Below are 20,969 nucleotides of genomic sequence, written 5' to 3' on the forward strand. Positions count from 1 at the left end.
CCAGCTGGAAAAAATGTCCTGCTCCATCGACAAGAGCGTCTTGCAGAAGCACTTTTTCGCAACGGGCGGCGCAGTGTTTTCCAAGGAATACGCAAGTGTCTTGGCCGAGATAAAAGATGCCATCACGCGTATCGGATGTTGATGCTTCGGTGAGTCACAGCTCTATAGCTAAAATGACGCGTCTGCGCTCCGCAGGTTATGCTCGCCGCTAATTCAATTTCCAGCGTTTGGCTGGGCATCCAATTGGCTCAAGTCGTTCGCTTCGCTGACTCCGGACGTCCAAGGCTGCTCTTTTGGCTAGCCCTTTGCCAAACGTTAGATTTTCTGAGCAGCGCTCAAGAAAGCTGAGCGGACGCGGCAATATGAAAGAAACCAAAACGGAGCACTGATGGCGAGTACTGAAGCAAACACCAGCGACCTGAACTATGCAGATACACTCTGGAAGGCCGCTGACGCTCTGCGCGGGCAGGTCGATGCGGCTGAATACAAGCACATTGTATTGGGCCTGCTGTTCCTTAAGTACATCTCGGATAGTTTCGAGAGTCGCCGCGATGACCTGCGTACCGAACTGACGAACGATGGTATCCAGGGCGAACAGCTCGAACGCCTGCTCGAATCGCGCGACGAGTACACCGCCGAGCGTGTGTTCTGGGTGCCACCCGAGGCGCGCTGGGTCAACCTGCAGAGCCAAGCTACGCGCCCCGACATCGCTACGCTGATTGATGACGCGATCCTCGCCGTCGAACGGGACAATGCAAATCTCAAGGGCAAACTCCCGCGCGACTATGCCCGTCGTGGCATTGAGCCGGTGAAAATGAAGGGGTTGATTGACCTCATCGCCGGCATTGGTTTCAAGGGTGACCGTGGCCGCGCCCGCGACATGCTGGGCCGCGTTTACGAATACTTCCTCGGCAAGTTCGCCGCCGCCGAGGGCAAGCTGGGTGGTGAGTTCTACACGCCACGCAGTGTCGTTCGCGTACTGGTTGAAATGCTGGAGCCTTACGAGGGCCGCATCTACGACCCCGCTTGCGGCAGCGGCGGCATGTTTGTCCAGTCTGAAAAGTTCGTCGAAGCACACGGAGGTCGGCGCACAGACGTCTCCATCTTCGGGCAGGAAAGCAACCCCACCACGTGGCGGTTGGCCCACATGAACCTCGCCATGCACGGCATCGAGGCCAAGCTCGGCGATCAGCCTGCCGACACGTTCCTGCGGGACCAGCACCCCGACCTTAAGGCTGACTTCATCCTCGCCAACCCGCCGTTCAACGTGAGCGACTGGTCGGGCCAACTGCTGCGCAGTGACAAGCGCTGGGTATACGGCGACCCGCCTGTTGGCAACGCCAACTACGCCTGGATTCAGCACTTCATCCACCATCTTGCCTACCCGAACGGCAAGGGCGGTGGCGTCGCCGGCTTTGTGATGGCCAACGGCAGCTTATCGAGCAACACTGGCGGCGAGGGCGACATTCGCCGCCTGATCATCGAGGCCGACCTCGTTGATTGCATTGTTGCATTGCCAGCTCAGCTGTTTTTCACCACTGGTATTCCGGTGTGCCTGTGGTTCCTCACCCGCGACAAGACCGGCCGCAACATTCGCCATGGCACGCCCAATCGCCCGGACGGCCGCAAGGGCGAAACACTCTTTATCGACGCCCGCAAGCTCGGCACGATGCAGACGCGCGTGCTACGCGTACTCACTGGGGTCGAGGAAGCCGAGTGCGTGCCGGGCACTAGCGACCCGCTTCCGGCGTCCGATGTTGGGCGCATCGTCTACGCCTACCGCCGCTGGCGTGGCGAGCCCACTCCCGAATGGTGGAACGAGGCCGAGCATGGCCCCTGGGCGTTCATCCCGACCTCCGGCTTTGCCGCGGCTGCGACGCTAGACGAGATCGCCAAACACGGCCACGTCCTCACCCCTGGCCGCTACGTCGGCGCGGAAGAGCAGGAGGACGACGCCGAGCCGTTCGCCGAGAAATACCCGCGCCTAATGGAGGAGTTGGAGGAACAGTTGTCAGAGGGGGAACGGTTGACTGCTGTCGTTCGCACCGCGTTAAGGGGGGTGTCCGTTGTCGAGTGAATGGCCCATTACGACCATCGGCGAGTTGGCGGCCGATGACGACGGTGCGATCGCGATCGGTCCATTCGGGTCGAGTATGAAGGCTGACGTCTACACCGCGACAGGTGTTCCGGTTGTTCGCGGAACCAATTTGAAGGGACAACCCGGCTTCAGTGGCGATGTTGTCTTCGTGCCAAAGGAAGTCGCTGCCCGATTTGCACGCTGTGTTGTTCGTCCCGGCGATCTTGTTTTCCCTCATCGCGGGGCTATCGGTGAAGTCGGATTGGTAACGGCGCAAGGCTATGACGAATGGATGCTCTCGACGAGCATGATGAAGCTGCGGACTCATCCCGAGAAGCTTGATCCACATTTCGCCTTTTATTACTTCCGGTCGCCTGCCGGGCGTCACCAGTTGCTCCGCAATGCGTCCCAAGTAGGGACACCGGGCATCAGCCAACCCCTGGCGTCGCTTCGTGCTTGCGAAATCGTGCTTCCGCCACTGCGGGAGCAGCGGGCGATCGTTGAAGTGCTCCAGGCGTTGGACGAGAAGATCGAGCAGAACCGTAAGACTGGCCAGGCGTTGGATGAACTAGTGCGAGCGACGTTCAAGGCGTGGTTCGTGGATTTCGAGCCGGTAAAGGCCAAGGCCGCAGGGCAGACGAGCTTTCCTGGTATGCCGCCCGCCGTCTTCGCCGCACTGCCCGACTGCCTCACTGACTCGTTGAACGGGCCGGTACCACAGGGGGTGGTAGTGCGAACGCTCGCGGAAGTGTTCGACATCAACCCGCCGCGACGCTTGTCCAAGGGACAAGACGCTCCGTACCTCGACATGAAGAACATGCCGACCAACGGCCACGCGCCTGACGCGTGGGAGAGGCGGCCACATGGTTCCGGCATGCGGTTCATCAACGGTGACACGCTTGTGGCCCGCATCACTCCTTGCTTGGAGAACGGTAAGACAGCTTTCGTCGATTTCCTAAAGGACGACGAGGTAGCTTGGGGCTCGACCGAGTACATCGTGCTTCGCCCGAAGCCGCCGTTGCCGCAAGTTTATGCGTATTGCCTCGCCCGTACGTCCGAGTTCCGCGACTTCGCCATTCAGAACATGACCGGCACGAGCGGCCGACAGAGGGTCGCCGCGTCAGCCTTGGAGCATTATCACGTCGCCGTTCCAGACGCAGTGACCGCCGCCGCTTTCGGCGACATCGCTCTTCCGCTATTCGAGTGCATCCGAGCCGGCAAGGCCGAATCGTCGAAGCTCGCGGCACTGCGCGACTACCTCTTGCCTAGGCTGCTGTCCGGAGCTGTGCGCGTTGCATCGAAGGGGGCGTCATGAAGGCGATTTATGCCCTCTTCGAGGATGCACTGACGGCAGGCATTAACGCCGATGGAGACATCGAATTTCCCTTCGGCGGGACTCCTTTGACGCCCGTTGCTGTTCTTGAATCGGATAACACGGCGTATCAGGCTGAGTTTCGCGCATGGCTAAATGACGTTTGGCTCGATGACCACCGGAGGCGGCTTGACCGCCTTCTCAAGCTGCACGGTAACAGCGGGCGGTTCCACTCGCTTGTCGACGCCTTCCGAAATGATTTCGTCATACCTGCAGTCGGATCTGGAATGTCAAACTCGTCTGGGTTCCCACTCTGGAAAGACTTCATTCATCAGCTTCGGAGTTTTACCGAAATCTCCGAAGCAGACGTCAAGGCCATGCTCGATGCTGGTCAATATGAGGAGGCCGTGGACCGGATTGCCGAGGCCGCCGGTCGTCACCTATTCGATGAACGCATCGAACAATCGCTTCGAGTGATTGATCCGGAGACTATCGACGGGCCGGTTCGCTTATTACCTGCATTGTTTCCAAGGCTTGTGCTCAGCACTAATCTCGATGATGTACTGGAGCACACATATGCAGCTGTCGAGCAGCGATTCGACGAGGTCCTCATAGGCCCTCGAATTGAGAAATATCGAATGCTCGCAACCGCCAACAAGCGATTGTTGTTGAAGATCCACGGCGACTGTCGCGATGCCGAGGGCAGAGTTCTTGGCGTCGCAGAATACGATGCTGCATATGCCGCAAACGCACCGACGCGAGAGTCTCTTGCATTGATCTGCCGTGCTCATGTACTCCTCTGGATGGGATGCAGCCTCGGGGTCGATAGAACGGTCACCTTGATGAAGGACGTCGTCGCAGGTGACGCCGCTGCGCCGAGACACTATGCGTTTCTTCGACTGCCGAAAGACGATGCTTACCGGCTCATTCGTGAAAGGGAGCTGGCTGAACGCAAAGTCTTCCCCATCTGGTATGACGACCTGGAGGACGAAGATCTTTCGATCATGTCTTTGCTCGTCGGTTTGCTAGATAAAAGCGACAAGCTCGCCCAGCTGGGAGGTGGCAATTGAGTAAGGGTGTGCTTACCGAAGCGGCTGTCGAGCAGTTCGCAATCGAGGCTCTCCTGCGCAATGGATTCAAGGTAGTGGAGGCCAGTGATGTCGCTGCCGATCGTTTGCCGCAGGGATCTTTTATTCCTTTAATTGAGCAGCGATTGCATTCCGCAGTCGAACGCCTGAACCAACCGATACGCGAGGAAGTTGTCGCCGACACGATTCGATCTGTGCGATCGCTCCCGTTCGTATCATTGTACGAAAACAATCGCCACCTCCACGACTTGCTAACCACCGGCGTGCCGATCGAATACAAAGACTCCACCGGCGAGACACGGGGCGGGCGAGCACGACTGGTCGACTTTGACAATCCAGCTAACAACGACTTTCTCGTCGTCCGGCAACTCTCGATTACGGGAGCCAACGGCAAGACTATTCGGCCGGACCTGGTGCTTTACGTCAACGGCTTGCCGTTGGTCGTTATCGAGCTGAAAAACCCTGGCAATACGGCGGCGACACTGGACATTGCAGTCGACCAGATCGGGCGCTACAAGACCATCGCGCCCGATCTGTTCGTACCGAATCTGCTGTTGGTCGCCAGCGATGGGTTGTTGACGAGGGTGGGCAGTATCACTAGCGGGCGGCAACGTTTCACGCCATGGCGGCCTGCCAATGGCGGCGAGCCGGCGCTGGAGGCGTTGATCCGCGAACTGCTGAACCCCACCGCGCTGCTGGACTACCTGCGATCGTGCGTGGTGTTCGAAGAGGACGAGCGGGGCAACATCGTCAAGAAGGTGGCGGGGTATCACCAGTTCCGGGCGGTGCGCAAGGCGCGGGCGACAGTAATCGGCGCGATCAAGACGCAGTCGCGCAGCGACGATGAGGCGGCGGGAAAGGGTGGTGTGGTTTGGCATACACAGGGAAGCGGTAAGAGCCTGACGATGCTGATGCTGGCCGGCACACTCGTGCGGGCAGCAGAGATGGCCAACCCCACGGTTGTGATCGTTACCGACCGAAACGACCTGGACGATCAGCTCTTCAATACTTTTGCAATTGGGCGCGCTCTACTGCGACAAGACCCGGTGCAGGCCGACAGCCGTGAGCACCTACGACAACTGCTCGACCGGGCCAGCGGCGGCGTGGTGTTCACGACGATCCACAAGTTTACCGAGGCGCACGGTACGATCAGCGAGCGAGCGAACGTCGTCGTGATGGCGGATGAGGCGCATCGCAGCCAGTATGGGTTTGTCGAAGGTGGGGCGCGGTGGATGCGTGAGGCGCTGCCGAATGCGACGTTCGTCGGCTTCACCGGTACACCGCTGACTGATGGCGACAAAGTCACGCGACATATCTTCGGTGAGTACGCCGATGTGTACGATATCCGGCAGGCAGTCGCCGATGGTGCGACGGTGCCTATCTACTACGAGTCGCGCATCGTAAAGCTATCGATCGACGAAGCGGGGGCGCAGGAGGCAGAGGCGAAGATCGCGCAGTACGTGACCCGCGACGAGAACGGGCAAGAAACGCCGGAGAACGTTCGCATTCCATTGGAAGAGTTGTATGGCGCACCGGAGCGGCTGGAGCGCGTGGCGAAGTTCGTGGTTGAGCACTGGGAAGAGCGCCGCGCTGCGATGGAAGGCAAGGCGATCCTTGTAACCATGAGTCGCGACATCGCCGCACGACTGTACGACGAGATCTGCGAGCTGCGCCCGTCTTGGCGCGACGACGATGACGCGAAAGGTGCGGTAAAGGTCATCATGACCGGCGGCCCGGACGACCCCGAGCATGTGGCGCGGCACACTCGGAGCAAGGCACAGCGTAAGTCACTAGCGGACCGGTTCAAGGACCCAGCCGATGACTTCCGGCTGGCAATCGTCGTAGACATGTGGCTCACGGGATTCGACGTGCCCAGTGCGCACACTATGTACCTGGACAAGCCACTGGCTGGACATAACCTGATGCAGACCATTGCGCGGGTGAACCGCGTGTACGGCGAGAAGCCAGGGGGATTGGTCGTCGACTTGATCGGGCTGGCCGACCCGTTGGCCGATGCGCTGGCGACGTATGCGGGCGCGACGGGTGAAACAGACAAACCGGTCAAAGAATTGCAGGATGAAGCGATTCCAGCCATGCAATCGGCGTTCGAGCAACTGCGCAGTTTCTTCCACGAGTTCAGCTATGCGGCAGCGCTAGAAGTCGATCCGTCGAAAGTGTTGCGTGTGTACCTGGGGGCGATCGATCACGTGCTGGACGTGAAGCACTCCGTGGGCGAAGAAACAGGCTGGCAGCGCTTCGGCGGGATGGTGAAACGGCTGGCAACGGCGTTCGCGCTGGCCGTGCCGCGTGAGGAAACGAGGGACATCGCGCCGCATCTGGCGTTCTTCCAACGTGTGGCCGCGATGATCCGCAAGCGGCTCGCCGACGAGAGCGGACGTGCAGAGGATCGAATCGATGGTTCCACCGACATCGACGCTGCGGTGCGGCAGGTGATCGGCGGTGCGGTGGATGCGGGGGAGGTGATCGATCTGTTCGCCGCCGCTGGGCTCGACGCGGCGCGGCTAGATATTCTCAGCGACGAATTTCTGGAGCGGGTGTCTGCGCTGGAGCAGAAGAACTTGGCCTTGGAGACGCTGCGCAAGCTGTTGGCCGATCAGATCAAGCTCAGCGAGCGGTCTAATCTCGTGCAAGCGCAGAAGTTCCGCGAGGCGCTGGAAAGGGCGATGCTCGGTTACATGAACAAGCAGATCACCACGGCTCAGATGATCGCGCAGTTGCTGGAACTGGCGAAGTGGGTGCGCGAAGCGAAACGGCACGGGCAAGATCTCGGACTAAGCGACGAGGAAGCGGCGTTCTACGACGCCTTGACGGAGAACGGGTCGGCCAAGGAGATCATGAAATCCGACCAGCTTCGCTTAATGGCTCGTGAGCTGGCGGAAATGGTCAAGAAGATGCCCCGACTCGACTGGACCCAGCGGGAAAGCGTGCGTGCAGATCTGCGACGCAAGGTGCGTCGGTTGCTGGCGATGTATGGCTACCCGCCGGACCTGTCCGAAAAAGCAACGCAACTCGTCTTGCGTCAAGCTGAGTTGTCGACGGAGAGCGCGGAGTAGCAGAGCTCCTGATTGGTGGCGAAGCCTAACAACAGCATTTAGCGGACGTAAAAGCCGCTGATGCTGAGCGTTAGCGTCTAAAGGGATGATTGCTGTTTTCGCCGAACAGCAACTTTGGCTCAATCCAGTCGACAGGTGTATGAAGAGGCTTAGCCGCTGATCGAAATGCCACAAATTTGCCACACTCACCCCTCTAACTGGGACGAAAACCCGCTAACAATAGCTACCGTAACACTTTGATTTTCCAGCTAACTCGCGCTAACGTATTGATTCTAAACGTCGACTTTTAGGACTCCGAAGGCAGGGGTCGTGGGTTCGAATCCCGCCGAGTGCGCCAGATCATCAAAGGCTCCAAGTGAAAACTTGGGGCCTTTTTTGTTTGGCCGGAGCAGCGGATATCAGCACTTCACTGCTCACTTAAGGGCCTGGCTAGCCTATCCAGCCCAGCCTTCAACAGCTCGGCAACGCGCTCATTCGAATCGAGCCGTTTTAGCTTGGAATAGCCCGCATGGTAAGGTGTTAGCTCCTGCTCACCTTAAAACTGGGCACTCGAGGCCCTCACAAGAGCGATCTAGATGCAAGCCAAGGCCCACGAAGTTCCTGTGCCGCCGGTGCTGCAAGATCTGCGGGCCGGAACGGCGAAACTGCACGTCAGTCTGGAGAAAAAGCTTCCTTTTTTTTCGGACCATTTCGACACGAATGCCTTTCAACGGCTGATGCAGGCGTACTACGGCTTCTATTTGCCGCTTGAAAACGCGTTGCTCCATGCCGCCGTGACGCCTGCTGATTTCGATCTCGCCTCACGCCTCAAAGCACCCACCCTGCGCGAAGATCTGCTTGCTCTAGGCCTGTCAGATGAGGACATCAATGGCTTGCCGATCTGCCAGTCATTGCCCGTGATCAGCGACAGGCCCACCTGCCTGGGCGTTTTGTATGTGCTCGAAGGGGCGACGCTTGGTGGGCAAATTCTGCGCCGGGAAATGGCTTCACGGCTGGAGCTGAATGCCGACAACGGGGCGGCATTTCTCGACATCTACGGGGCGGAAACAGGGCGGCGCTGGCGCAATTTCATCGATTATTTGAGTAGTCGACCACTGGATACGGTCGAACGTAGGGCTGTTGTCATGACAGCCCAAGCCACATTTAGCTGTTTCGAGCGCTGGCTTGAAAGCAGAGAGGTACTGATATGACCCCGCAGAACAAAGATGCTTTTGAGGACTTGCTGGCCAACTGCGCCGACGAGCCCATCCGCTTCCCCGGGGCGATTCAACCCCATGGTTTGCTGCTGACACTCAGCGAGCCCGACCTTGCGATCATCCAGATCAGCGCCAACGTCGAAACCTTGCTGGCGCACACGCCGCAAGAACTGATCGGCCAGCCATTACACCGGCTGATTGGCGAGACTCATGCCGAAGCAGTGCGCGAGGCGCTGGTACAGCCAGCGTTCGCCGACGCCGGCCCACTGCACGTTCATATCAATGGCACGACCTTCGAGGGCTTGCTGCACCGGCATCAGGGTGTGTTGATCCTGGAGCTGGAAATCCACGTCGAAAATTTCCAGCCGCGCAACGTCGCCGGGCTCAACACCAACCTGGGACGCATGCTCCAGCGCTTGCAAATGGCGACCACGCTGCAAGAGCTGTATGACATCAGCGTCAAGGAAATTCAGGCGATGACCGGTTATGACCGGGTGCTGATCTATCGCTTCGAGGAAGAGGGCCATGGTCAGGTCATTGCTGAAGCCTCCGCCCCGTCAATGGAGGTCTTCAATGGTTTATTCTTCCCCGCCTCGGACATCCCCGAGCAGGCTCGTGAGTTGTATCGCACCAATTGGCTGCGGATCATCCCCAATGCCGATTACCAACCCGTGCCCCTGGTGCCGAAACTGCGACCCGACACGCAGACCCCGCTGGACCTGAGCTTCGCTACCTTGCGCAGCGTTTCACCGATTCACTGCCAATACATGAAGAACATGGGCGTGCTGTCGTCGATGAGCATTTCTCTGCTCAAGGACGACAAACTCTGGGGCCTGATCAGTTGCGGCAATCGCCAGCCGTTGCACGTACCGCATGAGCTGCGCAGCGCCTGTCAGACTATCGGCCAGGTGTTGTCGTTGCAGATCAGCGCCATGGAATCGTTGGAGATCAACCGCCAGCGTGAAGAGAAAATCGATGAACTGACGCTACTCAATCAGGCAATGATCGATTCGCCGCAGAATGTTTTCGATGGGCTCGCAGGGCAACCGGAGGTGCTGATGGCGCTGACCGGAGCCGGTGGTGTCGCCATCATCGAAGACAAGCAGTTGCACCGCTACGGCAACTGCCCGGAGCCTCAGGAAATCCGCGCGCTGCACAAATGGTTGCAGGAAAGATGTGAACCGGTGTTTTCCAGTCATCACCTTGCTGGTGTCTACCCACCCGCTGCGCAGTATCCGCAGGTGGCGAGCGGCGTACTCGCGATGAGCCTGCCCAAACCGGTGGATAACGGTGTGATGTGGTTTCGCCCGGAGGTAAAGGAGAGCGTCAACTGGAGCGGCGATCCGCGCAAACCCATGGATCTGGAGAACTCCGATGCGGGCCTGCGTTTGCGGCCTCGTACATCCTTCGAAATCTGGAAGGTCGAGATGGCTGGTATCTCAACCAAATGGAGCCACGGGGATTTATTTGCCGCCAACGACCTGCGTCGCTCGGCGCTGGAACATGACCTCGCCCGGCAAGTACGCCGCGAGCAGGAGGCGGTGCGTGCCCGTGACGAGCTGGTTGCTGTGGTGTCGCATGATCTGAGAAATCCCATGACGGTGATTTCGATGCTCTGCGGCATGATGCAGAAGACCTTCAGCTCTGACGGCCCGCACACGTCGCGACGCATCGCCACGGCGCTCGACACCATGCAACAGGCGGCCGGCAGGATGAATACGCTGCTTGAGGATTTGCTCGACACGTCGAAGATCGACGCCGGGCGCTACACCATCACCCCGCAGAAGCTCGATGTCGGGCACATGTTCGAAGAAGCGCAATCGCTGCTCGCACCACTGGCTCTCGACAAGGACATCAGTATCTCCTTCGAGGCGGATCCCGATCTGCGGATTCACGCTGACCCCGAGCGGCTGTTTCAGGTGCTCTCGAACCTGATCGGCAATGCGATCAAGTTCACCCCTCGACGGGGCACTGTCGGCGTCCGCGCGAAATCCGTAGGCGATGACATCGTATTCACCGTGCGCGATACCGGCGAGGGCATCCCCAAGGAACACCTGCCTCATGTGTTCGACCGTTACTGGACGGCCAAGGATGGGAATCCAACCGGGACTGGGCTTGGTTTGTACATTACCCAAGGCATCGTGGAAGCCCATGGCGGACATATCGCTGTCGAAAGCGAGCCAGGTGAGGGCTCGGAGTTTCAGTTCACTGTGCCAGCGCTTGCAGAGAGCCCCGCGTAGTATTGCTATCTACACACGCTCGCCCATCTGACGCCTCTCTGGCGGCGAGGATCTTCGACGCCATTGGCGTCCGGGATAGGTAGGCCACTGCATCGCCAGGCAATGGAGAGAACACATATGGAAATTCTGCTGCTGATCACCGTCGCCTTCGTGGTGCTCTTCATCTACAGCTGGCGGCGCTCGCGCCCCAGGCCTCTGCCGCGCAAGAGAAAGCACAGCGGCCTGAGCGGACAGGACTCCGGCTCAGGTTTCACTGACGGAGGCTTCGACTACAGCGGAGGGGGCGATGGCGGCGGCGGTGGGGGCGACTGATCGCTCAAATCACCCCCAAGGTCAGCGCCTTCAAGGTCGCCGCCGCACGCGTCGAGCAGTGCAGCTTGCGGAACACACTCTCGACATGAGTGCGCACCGTGCTCGGGCTGATGCCTAGATCGCGTGCCACTTCCTTGTTGCTCGCCCCGCTGCTGATGCGCTGCAGGATCTGCGTCTCACGTTCGCTGAGCAGGCCGTTGCCGGGCTTGCTGGTGAGCGGCGCCTGCTCGCCGTGCGCAGCACTGATCACCGCCTGGCAGGCGCGTGGGTCGAAGCGGCCCTGCTCGGCTTCATCCAGTAATACGCGAGCGGCCTGATCGTCGCTGAAGGCCGGGCGCCAGGGGCGCTCACCGCGTAATGCGAGCCAGGCCAGTGCGGCGCTCAGCAGTCGGTGTTCGGCGCTCAGGGCATCACCGCTCAGCGAACGGAAATAGCCGCTGCCATCCAGCCGTTCGTAGGCATGCGCGGCCAGCTGTCCGGCTTCGCTCAGGCCACCGATCTGACTGCAAGCGCGGTGCGTCCAATACGGCACCAGGCGTACCGATTCGAGGTCACCTTCGAGCAGCGGGCCGGGCGTGCTCCAGATGCGATTGGGCACGGCCGCGCGACCCAGGCCATGGATCAGCGCGGCCTTGGCCAGCAGTTCGATGCGCGCGTCGGGCAGACCCCAGAGCCGGCCGGCATCGCGCACCAGATTCGACGCCTGACGTGAATAGCCGGCCATCCAGGACAGCTTGAGATCGATCACGTCGCCCACCAGGGTCAGCGAGACCTGCGGCCCGACGCCAGGCAGCATGCTCTCGGGCGTACGCAGTGCCTCCAGCCAATCCGCTGCATGGCGGACAATCAGCTCGGCGAGGCCCGCAGGATAGCGGCGATCGCCCTGCGCACCGATCCACTCCAGCGCCGCCTCCAGCCCGTGGACGCGTGAGAGGATTTCCAGATCGCCGGCCAGCACCACGTGATAGACCACCTGCGGAATATCGGGATGACGCAGGCCCAGCGGCCGGCCACTGCCGTCGAAGCATTCGAAGATATGCCGCAACCCCAGCTCGACCTGCGCCGGCAAATCGAGGGTGCGGGCCACCTCACCGGCCACTTCGCAGTGCACCACGGCCAAGGGAGTGGTGCGCAGCATGGCGCGCTGACCGGCAGCATCCAGGGTGTGCGCGAGCATGTCGCGGCGCCCGCCGACATCGTCGCCGAACAGACGCATGAAGCCCTCGGCGTTGGCCGTACAGCCGGACCAACGCAGCAGCGCCACCTGCCGGGCCGCATCGATCTGCGCCTGATCGCCGCCAGCAGCCTGCACCAACCACTGCGCCAGGCGCGCAGTGCGCCGCGACTGATCGATGGGCTGGCCCATGCTCAGGTCACCGACCATGGCAAGGGCCAGCATGGCGTCTTCCAGCGCGACGGCGTCATTCACCTGCATGGGCAGCTCTCCTGTTTTTTGCCGGCCTCGGATAAACGACCGATACCGGGACACCGGCGCATTATCGACACTGAACTCCCCCAAGCACAGGAGATTCCATCATGATCAATACCAAGCCGTTGATCCTCGCACTCGCCATCGCCAGCCCCTTCTTCGCCCTCAATGCCCAGGCTGCCGAGGCCAAGCCCTCGGTGGTGATCGTCCATGGCGCCTTCGCCGACGGTTCCGACTGGGCCAAGGTCGTGCCGCTGCTGCAGGAAAAAGGCATCAAGGTCACCGTGGTGCAGAACCCGCTGACCTCGCTGGTCGACGACGTGGCCGCCACCCAGCGCGTGTTGAACAACCAGGAAGGCGACGTGGTACTGGTCGGCCACTCCTGGGGCGGCACGGTGATCACCGAGGCTGGTGTCGACGAGAAAGTGCGCAGCCTGGTCTATGTCGCGGCTTTCGCCCCCAACGCCGGCCAGTCCAGCGGCGAGCTCTACAGCGGCTACCGCACTGCGCCGGGTTCGAGCCAGATCGCGGCGGACAAGAACGGCTTCCTCTACCTGACGTCACAAGGCATGGCGGCCGACTTCGCCCAGGACCTGCCAGCCGCACAGACGGCGGTGATGACCGCCACGCAAGGCCCGATCCGCGCAGCGGCTTTCGATGAGCGCACCAGCGCCGCGGCCTGGAAGCAGAAGCCGTCCTGGTACCTCATCGCCAGCGATGACCGTATGATCGTGCCGGAAATGCAGCGCGACTTCGCCAAGAAGATCGGCGCGCAGACCACCGAGGTCGCCGCCAGCCACGTACCGCAGCAGTCGCGGCCGGCCGATGTGGCCAAGGTGATCATCCAGGCGGTGGAGAAAACCCAGGCCGCTGCTAAATAAAGATTCGGCCTTCAGAATGAAAAATGCCGCACCCTCACGGGTGCGGCATTTTTCGTTGCAGCGCTACGATCAGCTCAGCGCATCACGGCTGTGCACGCCGTCGACCAGACGCTGGATGCCCAGCGGGTTGGCGTTCTGCAGCGCCTCCGGCAGGACCTCGTCCGGGTAGTTCTGGTAGCAGACCGGACGCAGGAAGCGGTGGATCGCCAGGGTGCCGACCGACGTACCACGGGCGTCGGAAGTCGCCGGGTACGGGCCGCCATGCACCATGGAGTCGCAGACTTCCACGCCAGTCGGGTAGCCATTGAGCAGCACACGGCCTGCTTTGACTTCCAGCAGCGGCAGCAGATCGCGGAAGGCGCTCAGGTCTTCACGCTCGGCGATCAGGGTCGCGGTCAGCTGGCCGTGCATGCTCTGCAGGGCACGGGTCAGCTCAGCGCTATCGGCGACTTCGACGACGATGGTGGTCGGGCCGAAGACTTCTTCCTGCAGCAGGTGGTCGCCTTCGAGCAACATGCTCACGTCGGCCTTGAACAACTGCGGTTGTGCCTGGTTGCCGGCCTGCTCGTTGCCTGCCAGACGGCTGACCTTGGCATGGCCGCTCAACTGCGCCACACCGTTGGCGTAGCTGCGCAGGGTGCCGGCGTTGAGCATGGTCTGCGCCGGCTGCGCGCCGATGGCGTCGGCCAGGCCGGCGACGAACTCGCTGAACTCGGCGCTACGAATGCCGATGACCAGGCCCGGGTTGGTGCAGAACTGGCCGCAGCCCAGTACCACGGAGCCAGCCAGCTCCTTGGCCACGGTGGCGCCACGCGCTTTCAGGGCGCCCGGCAGGACGATCACCGGGTTGACGCTGGACATCTCGGCGAACACCGGGATCGGCTGCGGACGGGCAGCGGCCATGTCGCAGAGGGCGCGACCGCCTTTCAGCGAGCCGGTGAAGCCGACGGCCTGGATGGCCGGGTGCTTGACCAGGATCTCGCCGACGCCGCCACCGAAGATCATGTTGAACACGCCCTTGGGCATGCCGGTCTTCTCGGCGGCGCGGATGATCGCATCGGCCACGCACTCGGCAGTGGCCATGTGGCCGCTGTGCGCCTTGAACACCACCGGGCAACCGGCAGCCAGGGCGGAAGCGGTATCGCCACCGGCAGTGGAGAAGGCCAGCGGGAAGTTGCTGGCGCCGAACACGGCAACCGGGCCGACACCGATCTGGTACTGACGCAGATCCGGACGCGGCAGCGGCTGGCGATCCGGCAGAGCGCGGTCGATGCGCGCACCGTAGAAGTCACCACGACGCAGCACCTTGGCGAACAGGCGCATCTGGCCACTTGTACGACCACGTTCGCCCTGAATGCGGGCAGCGGGCAGTGCGGTTTCACGGGTGACCAGGGCAACGAAGTCGTCACCGAGGGCATCGATTTCGTCGGCGATGGCCTCAAGGAACTCAGCACGGCGCACGGCCGACAGGTTGCGGTAGGTCGGGTAAGCGGCAGCGGCAGCCTGGGCGGCAGCGTCGACTTCTTCCGGCGTGGCCTGGATGAAGGTGTACGGCAGCGCTTCACCGCTGCTGGCGTCGAGGCTCTTGTGCTCGACGGTGCCGGCGGCGCGGCGCTCACCGCCGATGTAATTGTGGCCAGTCAGACTCAGCATGGTGTACTCCTGTCAGGAGGGACGGCAGCGCCGCCCCGGGACAATGAATGAGGCCTCGACCTTTTGGGTCGAGGGGTGACAACTCTACTGCAGTTGTCAGACATATGATAAGTGATAACTTCGAAATTCGTCCCCTTGTGAGGGCACAATCCGCAATCTGCCGAGCAGAATCGCGGTCCGACAGCCTGCTGCCGGACCGCAAAACCTTACAGCTGACGTACCCCGCCGACCTTCACAGCGGGCTGATGCACGCGAATACCGTTGCGCAACGGCTCACCCAGCGCATCAAGGCTGACCTCGAAGGTGTCGCCCGGCTGCGCCTTGATGCCATCGGCGAACGACAGCGTCGCGGTACCAAAGAAGTGCACATGCACATCGCCGGGACGCAGGAACTGGCGGTACTTGAAGTGGTGGTACTCGAGGTTCTCCAGGCTGTGGCACATGTTGTCCTCGCCGGAGAGGAACTCCTTCTCCCACAGCACTTGGTAGCCACGGCGGATGCGGCTGATGCCGGACAAATGACGCGGCAACTCGCCGATCAGCATTTCCGGACCGAAGGAGCAGAAGCGCAGCTTCGAGTGAGCCAGGTACAGGTAGTTCTTGCGCTCGACCACGTGATCGGAGAACTCGTTGCCCAGCGCGAAGCCGATGCGATAGGGCTGGCCATCGTCGCCAATCACGTAGAGGCCTGTCAGCTCGGGCTCCTCACCGAAGTCTTCGGCGAAGTCCGGCACCGGGAAGTCTTCACCGGGGCGAACCACGATGCTGCCGTCACCTTTGTAGAACCACTCCGGCTGTGCGCCTTCGCTGCCTGCAGCCGGGCGACCGCCGGCCATGCCCCACTGGAACATCTGCATGGTGTCGGTGAGCTTGCCTTCGGCCTGCTGCGCCTCGACCTGCTGATGCATCTTGTCGCGGGTGGAGGCGCTGCCCAGATGGGTCAGGCCGGTGCCGGACACCAGGCAGTGCGCCGGGTCGGCGTGATCCAGCGGAGCCAGCACGCGGCGCTGCTCGATCAGTTCGGCATAGACCGGGCCAGGCTCGACGCCCAGACGCTCGATCTCAGCGATCAGGCCATGGCCGTTGCGAATCGCCTGCAGCGCTAGCTCACGGGTCGTGGCCACGCCCTTGATCACGCTGACGCGCGCCTCGCCGACGACGCCGACCTGACGCTGGCCCTGCTCGTTCTCAAACTGAATCAGCCGCATTGTGCTACTCCTGTTGTTCTTGTGCGTCGCGATTGCGACGTTGCTGGCCGGCACTTTAAAAACTGCCCGCAGTGCTGCCTAATGAAAGCTTCTGATTAGGTGATAACTTTTCGTCATCCCCATGCTGCCACCTCTGACCTACATCGTTTCCCGCCTGCGTATTCGCCAGTTGCGACTGCTGATCGCCCTCGACGAACTGGGCACGCTGCATCGCGCCGCCGAACGTATCTCCATCAGCCAGCCGGGCGCGACCAAGGCGCTGCACGAAATCGAGACGACCTTCGGTACGCCGCTGTTCACTCGTTCGGCGCAGGGCTTGCAGGCCAATGACCTGGGCCGCTGCGTGATCCGCTATGCGCGGCTCATCCATTCGGATCTGGCGCACCTGCATGAGGAAATGCAGAGCATCCTGCAAGGTCATGGCGGCCACCTGGCGATCGGCACCATCGCCGGCTCGGTGCCGCTGGTGCTACGCGCACTCACCAGCCTGCGGCAGATGCAACCGGACATCTCCGTGCAGATCGTCGAAGACATCAGCCCACGCCTGCTCAAGCTGCTCGACGAAGGCCGCCTGGACCTGGCCATCGCCCGTACCAGCGGCAGCCAACATCCGGATGACTACGAATGCCTGAGCCTGCACGCCGAACGCCTGGCGCTGGTGGCCGCACCGCAGCACCCGCAGCAGGTCAACCCGGCACTGAGCCTGACCGACCTGAGCGCCTACAGCTGGGTGGTCTATCCCACGGGCACACCAATGCGTACGGTGCTGGAGCGCGAGTTCGGCGAGGCGGGCCTGGAGTTCCCGCGTTACCCACTGGAGACCTCCTCGACCTTCACCATGCTCAGCCTGCTGCAGGAAGACCCGCAGCTGGTGGCGGTGATGCCCCACTCCATCGCCTGCTCCAGCGAAGGCTTCGGCCTGCTGCGCCGCCTGCCCCTGGAGCTGCAGGCGCGCAACGAGCCGTGTTCGATCATCCATCGCCGCGGCAGCAGCCTGTCGCCGCTGGCAAGCCTGCTGCTGGAGCACCTGCGTAGCGAACAGCAGGCGCTGACCTAGAAACGCGATCAGGTCCGCTGACGGCGGGCCAGGTTGTCGATGAAGGCCAGCAGGCCGAACGTCCAGGGCGCCAGTGCACTGCTGTGCTGCACGCGGTTGTGCAGCGCGCCGAGCTGGCGACTGCTGATGCTGACGTGATCGCCCAACTTGTGGGTGAAGCCGTTGCCAGGCTGGTCGCGATCCTCGGTCGGGGCGAACAGCGTCCCCAGGTACAGCAGGAAGCCATCGGGGTACTGGTGGTTGGCGTTGAGCGTCTGGCCAACGATATCCAGCGGATCGCGACTGATCTGATTCATGCTGCTGCGGCCCTTGAGCACGAAGCCCTCATCGCCTTCGACGCGCAGATCGACTTCGGCGTTGCGCACATCGTCGATGCTGAAGCGCTGGTCGAACAGGCGAATGAACGGGCCGATGGCGCAGGAGCCATTGTTGTCCTTGGCCTTGCTCAGCAGCAGTGCACTGCGGCCCTCGAAATCGCGCAAGTTGACGTCATTGCCGAGGGTCGCACCGAGCACCTGGCCACGGCTGTTGACCACCAGCACCACTTCCGGCTCGGGGTTGTTCCAGGCAGAACCAGGGTGGATGCCGATATCCATACCGCTGCCGACGGCCGCCAGCACCGGTGCCTTGGTGAAGACCTCGGCATCCGGGCCGATGCCGACTTCCAGGTATTGCGACCACAGTCCCTGCTCCTGCAGCAGTGCCTTCAGGCGCATGGCATTTTCCGAGCCCGGGACGACGCTACGCAGGTTGTCACCAATCACCGCGCGCACCTGGCCGCGGATTTCTTCTGCTCGCTGCGGATCGCCGCCAGCGCGCTCTTCGATCACGCGCTCGAGCATGCTGGCCGCAAACGTGACGCCTGCCGCTTTGATCACCTGCAGATCCGCAGGCGCCAGCAGGCTTGGCAAGGCGGTGTTGCGCTCGCTGCCACTGTTGGCCAGCAGCTCGGCGACACTGCACAGGCGCCGAGCGCGGCAGTCATGCACGCGCATGGCCAGGTTTTCCAGCTCGCACAGGCCGGCCAGGGTGGGCGACAGCGGGCTGAGGTCGAACACGCCATCTTCATGCAACAGCACAGGGACCGGCCCGGCCAGGTCGCCTGGCAGCCAGATGCGCGCGATCAGGGTGCCGGCAAGGCCATCTTCGGGAAGCGTGTTTTCGGGGGTGAGGATCAGGGGGCGGGCCATGGGCGGACTCTTGAATTGTTGTTGGGAGGCGACCGCACGGCACCCCAAATGGATGCCCGGCCGCTGCTGTGCGACCATAGCCAAGCGTTCGTGCACTCGACCAATGACGAATCGTCAACGCCCGATACACACTGGTTATCGCACCGCCTCACAGGGAGTTCCGTAGTCGTGAGCCTGAACAAGCTGCCCACCCTGCATAACTGGCTGCGCCTTCGCCATCTGCAGTTGATAGAAACCCTCGCCGACACCGGCAACATGCACGCCACGGCTCAACAGATGGGGTTGAGTCAGCCTGCAGTGAGCAAGATGCTGCGCGAGATCGAGCAGATGTTCGACTTCGCCCTGTTCGACCGCCAGCCACGCGAGCTGGTGGCCACCGAGCTCGGTCTGACCGTGATCGCCTATGCCCGCCGCACGCTCAACGACTGCCAGCACTTCGCCCAAGAACTCGATACCCTGCGCCAGGGCGGCTATGGCCATCTGCGCGTCGGCGCGATCTTCGCCGCTACCGCCCAGGTCGTACCGAAGACCCTGCTGCAGCTCAAACGCCAGCGCCCGCTGCTGACCATCGAGCTGGTAGAGCACACCAGCGATTACCTGCTGCAGATGCTCCTGCACAAACAGCTGGATCTGGCCATCGGCCGCTTCACCGAACCACGCCAGCAGGAGCATTTCAGCTATCAGGGAGTGGCCAGCGAACCCTTCCTGCTCTGCGCCGACCCGGCTCACCCGCTGGCCCGCGCGGCCACGCCCAGCGCTCGCGACCTGGAACAGTGGCCCTGGGTGGTGTACCCGCCCAATACGCCATTGCGGCGGATGATCGAGCAGTCCTTCACCGACGCCGGAATTCAATTCCCGGTCAACCGAGTGGAAACCGCCTCGGTACAGTCGACCCTGCACCTGCTGCATCACAGCCAGGCGCTGGCACTGCTGCCGGAAGCCATCGTCCTGCAGCAGGTCGCGCTGGGACAGTTGGTTCTGCTGCAACCGCCACTACAGACCCCGTCACTCGGCTATGGCCTGCTGCAACGCAAGGACGAGCCGCTGTCCGCCAACGCCGCAGAGTTCTACGAGGCGCTGCAAAGCGTGCTCGACAACCCCAGATAACTACTCGTTATGGGTTGATTACTAAGCCTCATTAGACAGCCCGCTTTGTCAGACAATAGTGTGCAGGCCATGCCCAACGCTCTGACACGGGCTATCGCGACCGAGCGACTGCGGTCACGGCGCGATCACTGACAATAATTTCAATAGGTGACATCCATGCTCTCCAACCAGGCTGGCGCCACGCGCCGCACCCTCAAATCCCTCCTGCTCTCCGCCCTGCTGGTCTCGCCCATGGCCATGGCGGCGTATCCGGACAAGCCTATCCAGCTGATCGTGCCTTGGGCTGCCGGCGGTGGCAGCGATGCGGCGGCACGCGGTATCGCGGCGGCGTTGGAGAAGGAACTGGGCGTCACCATCAACGTGGTCAACCGTGCGGGCGGCAACGGTGTGGTCGGGCACAGCGTGATGGCCACCGCCAAGCCGGACGGCTACACGCTGGGCTTCATCACCGGCGAGCTGAACATGATGCACTGGCAGGGGCTGACCAAGCTGACCTACAAGGACTACACCCCGATAGCCATGACCAACTATGACTATCCTGGCGTGCAGGTCGCGGCAGATGCGCCGTACAACAGCGTCGGCGAACTGCTGGAAACCATTCGCAACGAACCCAAGGGCACTATCAAGGCATCAGGCACTGGCCTGGGCGGCATCTGGCACGTGGCTTTCTCCGGCCTGCTGCTGGAGCAGGGCATCGACCCGCAGAAGATCACCTTCGTGCCGAGCCAGGGTGCAGCACCGGCCATGGTCGAACTGGCGGCCGGCAGCATCCAGCTGGTGCCGACCTCGGTGCCGGAAGCCCGCTCGATGATCGACGCCGGCAAGGCCAAGGGCCTGGCCATTCTCTCGCCCGAACGCAACCCGGCCTTCCCGGATATCCCGACCCTCAAGGAAAGTCTGGGCAGTGACTACTCCCTCGGCGAATGGCGCGGTATCGCCGGGCCCAAGAACCTGTCGCCGGAAATCGTCGCTACCCTCGAAGCGGCGCTGGAAAAAGCCTACAAGTCCGACACGTATCAGGATTACATGCACAAACTGGGCTTCGGTGCGGAGTGGCGCAACACCGCCGACTTCAATGCCTTCCTCGAGGAAAACAACACCTACATGGGCGGCATCATCGAAAAGATCGGCATGAAGAAGTAAGC

15 protein-coding genes are annotated in these 20,969 nt (G+C 61.8%); 11 read left to right on the top strand and 4 right to left on the bottom strand.

The window, feature by feature from the left end; translation table 11 throughout:
* Positions 1-388: 388 nt before the first annotated feature.
* From CDO35_RS11210 to CDO35_RS22960, 7 genes are all read left to right on the top strand, one after another.
* Positions 389-2,077, top strand: coding sequence for a type I restriction-modification system subunit M (locus CDO35_RS11210; protein WP_099524799.1), 1,689 nt, complete (start codon positions 389-391; stop codon positions 2,075-2,077).
* Entirely contained in the window at positions 2,067-3,392 is a 1,326-nt protein-coding gene (locus CDO35_RS11215; protein ID WP_208019953.1) for a restriction endonuclease subunit S, read from the top strand. The genes CDO35_RS11210 and CDO35_RS11215 overlap by 11 nt, the downstream gene beginning before the upstream one ends.
* Positions 3,389-4,459: an SIR2 family protein gene (locus CDO35_RS11220; protein ID WP_099524801.1), complete on the top strand. Its 1,071-nt coding sequence runs from the start codon at positions 3,389-3,391 to the stop codon at positions 4,457-4,459. Before CDO35_RS11215 ends, CDO35_RS11220 begins: the two co-directional genes overlap by 4 nt.
* Entirely contained in the window at positions 4,456-7,551 is a 3,096-nt protein-coding gene (locus CDO35_RS11225) for a type I restriction endonuclease subunit R (RefSeq protein ID WP_208019954.1), read from the top strand. The genes CDO35_RS11220 and CDO35_RS11225 overlap by 4 nt, the downstream gene beginning before the upstream one ends.
* A gap of 575 nt (positions 7,552-8,126) precedes the next feature.
* Positions 8,127-8,741 carry a biliverdin-producing heme oxygenase gene (locus CDO35_RS11230; RefSeq protein WP_099524805.1) on the top strand — a complete coding sequence of 205 codons (615 nt, stop codon included), beginning with the start codon at positions 8,127-8,129 and terminating at the stop codon, positions 8,739-8,741.
* Complete coding sequence (locus CDO35_RS11235) at positions 8,738-10,987, top strand: ATP-binding protein (protein WP_099524807.1); 2,250 nt, start codon at positions 8,738-8,740, stop codon at positions 10,985-10,987. Before CDO35_RS11230 ends, CDO35_RS11235 begins: the two co-directional genes overlap by 4 nt.
* A gap of 117 nt (positions 10,988-11,104) precedes the next feature.
* Positions 11,105-11,299, top strand: a complete 195-nt coding sequence (locus tag CDO35_RS22960) for a hypothetical protein (RefSeq protein ID WP_208019955.1) — start codon at positions 11,105-11,107, stop codon at positions 11,297-11,299.
* A 4-nt stretch (positions 11,300-11,303) separates the two neighbouring features.
* On the opposite strand, the gene CDO35_RS11245 is transcribed toward CDO35_RS22960, so the two are convergent.
* The gene (locus CDO35_RS11245; protein WP_208019956.1) at positions 11,304-12,734 is read right to left on the bottom strand and encodes an HD domain-containing phosphohydrolase; all 1,431 of its coding nucleotides are present in this window, start codon (positions 12,732-12,734) and stop codon (positions 11,304-11,306) included.
* Between the two features lie 101 nt (positions 12,735-12,835).
* Between CDO35_RS11245 and CDO35_RS11250 the strand changes: the two genes are divergently transcribed.
* Positions 12,836-13,609, top strand: a complete 774-nt coding sequence (locus tag CDO35_RS11250; protein WP_099524809.1) for an alpha/beta fold hydrolase — start codon at positions 12,836-12,838, stop codon at positions 13,607-13,609.
* Positions 13,610-13,678: 69 nt separating this feature from the next.
* Here the strand turns inward: CDO35_RS11250 and CDO35_RS11255 are convergent, their stop codons facing one another.
* Together CDO35_RS11255 and araD1 are read right to left on the bottom strand one after the other, a co-directional pair.
* Positions 13,679-15,262 carry an aldehyde dehydrogenase (NADP(+)) gene (locus CDO35_RS11255; protein WP_099524811.1) on the bottom strand — a complete coding sequence of 528 codons (1,584 nt, stop codon included), beginning with the start codon at positions 15,260-15,262 and terminating at the stop codon, positions 13,679-13,681.
* A gap of 206 nt (positions 15,263-15,468) precedes the next feature.
* On the bottom strand, positions 15,469-16,470 hold the full coding sequence (gene araD1 / locus CDO35_RS11260) for an AraD1 family protein (RefSeq protein WP_099524813.1): 1,002 nt from the start codon (positions 16,468-16,470) through the stop codon (positions 15,469-15,471).
* A gap of 121 nt (positions 16,471-16,591) precedes the next feature.
* Between araD1 and CDO35_RS11265 the strand changes: the two genes are divergently transcribed.
* Positions 16,592-17,527, top strand: a complete 936-nt coding sequence (locus tag CDO35_RS11265; RefSeq protein ID WP_099524815.1) for a LysR family transcriptional regulator — start codon at positions 16,592-16,594, stop codon at positions 17,525-17,527.
* A gap of 8 nt (positions 17,528-17,535) precedes the next feature.
* Here the strand turns inward: CDO35_RS11265 and CDO35_RS11270 are convergent, their stop codons facing one another.
* Complete coding sequence (locus tag CDO35_RS11270) at positions 17,536-18,717, bottom strand: fumarylacetoacetate hydrolase family protein (RefSeq protein ID WP_099524817.1); 1,182 nt, start codon at positions 18,715-18,717, stop codon at positions 17,536-17,538.
* A gap of 168 nt (positions 18,718-18,885) precedes the next feature.
* Between CDO35_RS11270 and CDO35_RS11275 the strand changes: the two genes are divergently transcribed.
* Together CDO35_RS11275 and CDO35_RS11280 are read left to right on the top strand one after the other, a co-directional pair.
* Positions 18,886-19,824: a LysR family transcriptional regulator gene (locus CDO35_RS11275; RefSeq protein ID WP_099524819.1), complete on the top strand. Its 939-nt coding sequence runs from the start codon at positions 18,886-18,888 to the stop codon at positions 19,822-19,824.
* A gap of 156 nt (positions 19,825-19,980) precedes the next feature.
* Positions 19,981-20,967, top strand: a complete 987-nt coding sequence (locus CDO35_RS11280) for a tripartite tricarboxylate transporter substrate binding protein (protein ID WP_099524820.1) — start codon at positions 19,981-19,983, stop codon at positions 20,965-20,967.
* Positions 20,968-20,969 lie beyond the last annotated feature (2 nt).

Origin of the sequence: Pseudomonas sediminis, from assembly GCF_002741105.1 — a bacterium.
Taxonomy (GTDB): Bacteria; Pseudomonadota; Gammaproteobacteria; order Pseudomonadales; family Pseudomonadaceae; genus Aquipseudomonas; species Aquipseudomonas sediminis.

Bases quoted from the DNA above. Each gene is read 5' to 3' on its own strand.
- CDO35_RS11210 (WP_099524799.1), top strand. From the start codon at position 389: ATGGCGAGTACTGAAGCAAACACCAGCGACCTGAACTATGCAGATACA.
- CDO35_RS11220 (WP_099524801.1), top strand. From the start codon at position 3,389: ATGAAGGCGATTTATGCCCTCTTCGAGGATGCACTGACGGCAGGCATT.
- CDO35_RS11230 (WP_099524805.1), top strand. From the start codon at position 8,127: ATGCAAGCCAAGGCCCACGAAGTTCCTGTGCCGCCGGTGCTGCAAGAT.
- CDO35_RS11235 (WP_099524807.1), top strand. From the start codon at position 8,738: ATGACCCCGCAGAACAAAGATGCTTTTGAGGACTTGCTGGCCAACTGC.
- CDO35_RS22960 (WP_208019955.1), top strand. From the start codon at position 11,105: ATGGAAATTCTGCTGCTGATCACCGTCGCCTTCGTGGTGCTCTTCATC.
- CDO35_RS11245 (WP_208019956.1), bottom strand. From the start codon at position 12,734: ATGCAGGTGAATGACGCCGTCGCGCTGGAAGACGCCATGCTGGCCCTT.
- CDO35_RS11250 (WP_099524809.1), top strand. From the start codon at position 12,836: ATGATCAATACCAAGCCGTTGATCCTCGCACTCGCCATCGCCAGCCCC.
- CDO35_RS11255 (WP_099524811.1), bottom strand. From the start codon at position 15,262: ATGCTGAGTCTGACTGGCCACAATTACATCGGCGGTGAGCGCCGCGCC.
- araD1 (WP_099524813.1), bottom strand. From the start codon at position 16,470: ATGCGGCTGATTCAGTTTGAGAACGAGCAGGGCCAGCGTCAGGTCGGC.
- CDO35_RS11265 (WP_099524815.1), top strand. From the start codon at position 16,592: ATGCTGCCACCTCTGACCTACATCGTTTCCCGCCTGCGTATTCGCCAG.
- CDO35_RS11270 (WP_099524817.1), bottom strand. From the start codon at position 18,717: ATGGCCCGCCCCCTGATCCTCACCCCCGAAAACACGCTTCCCGAAGAT.
- CDO35_RS11280 (WP_099524820.1), top strand. From the start codon at position 19,981: ATGCTCTCCAACCAGGCTGGCGCCACGCGCCGCACCCTCAAATCCCTC.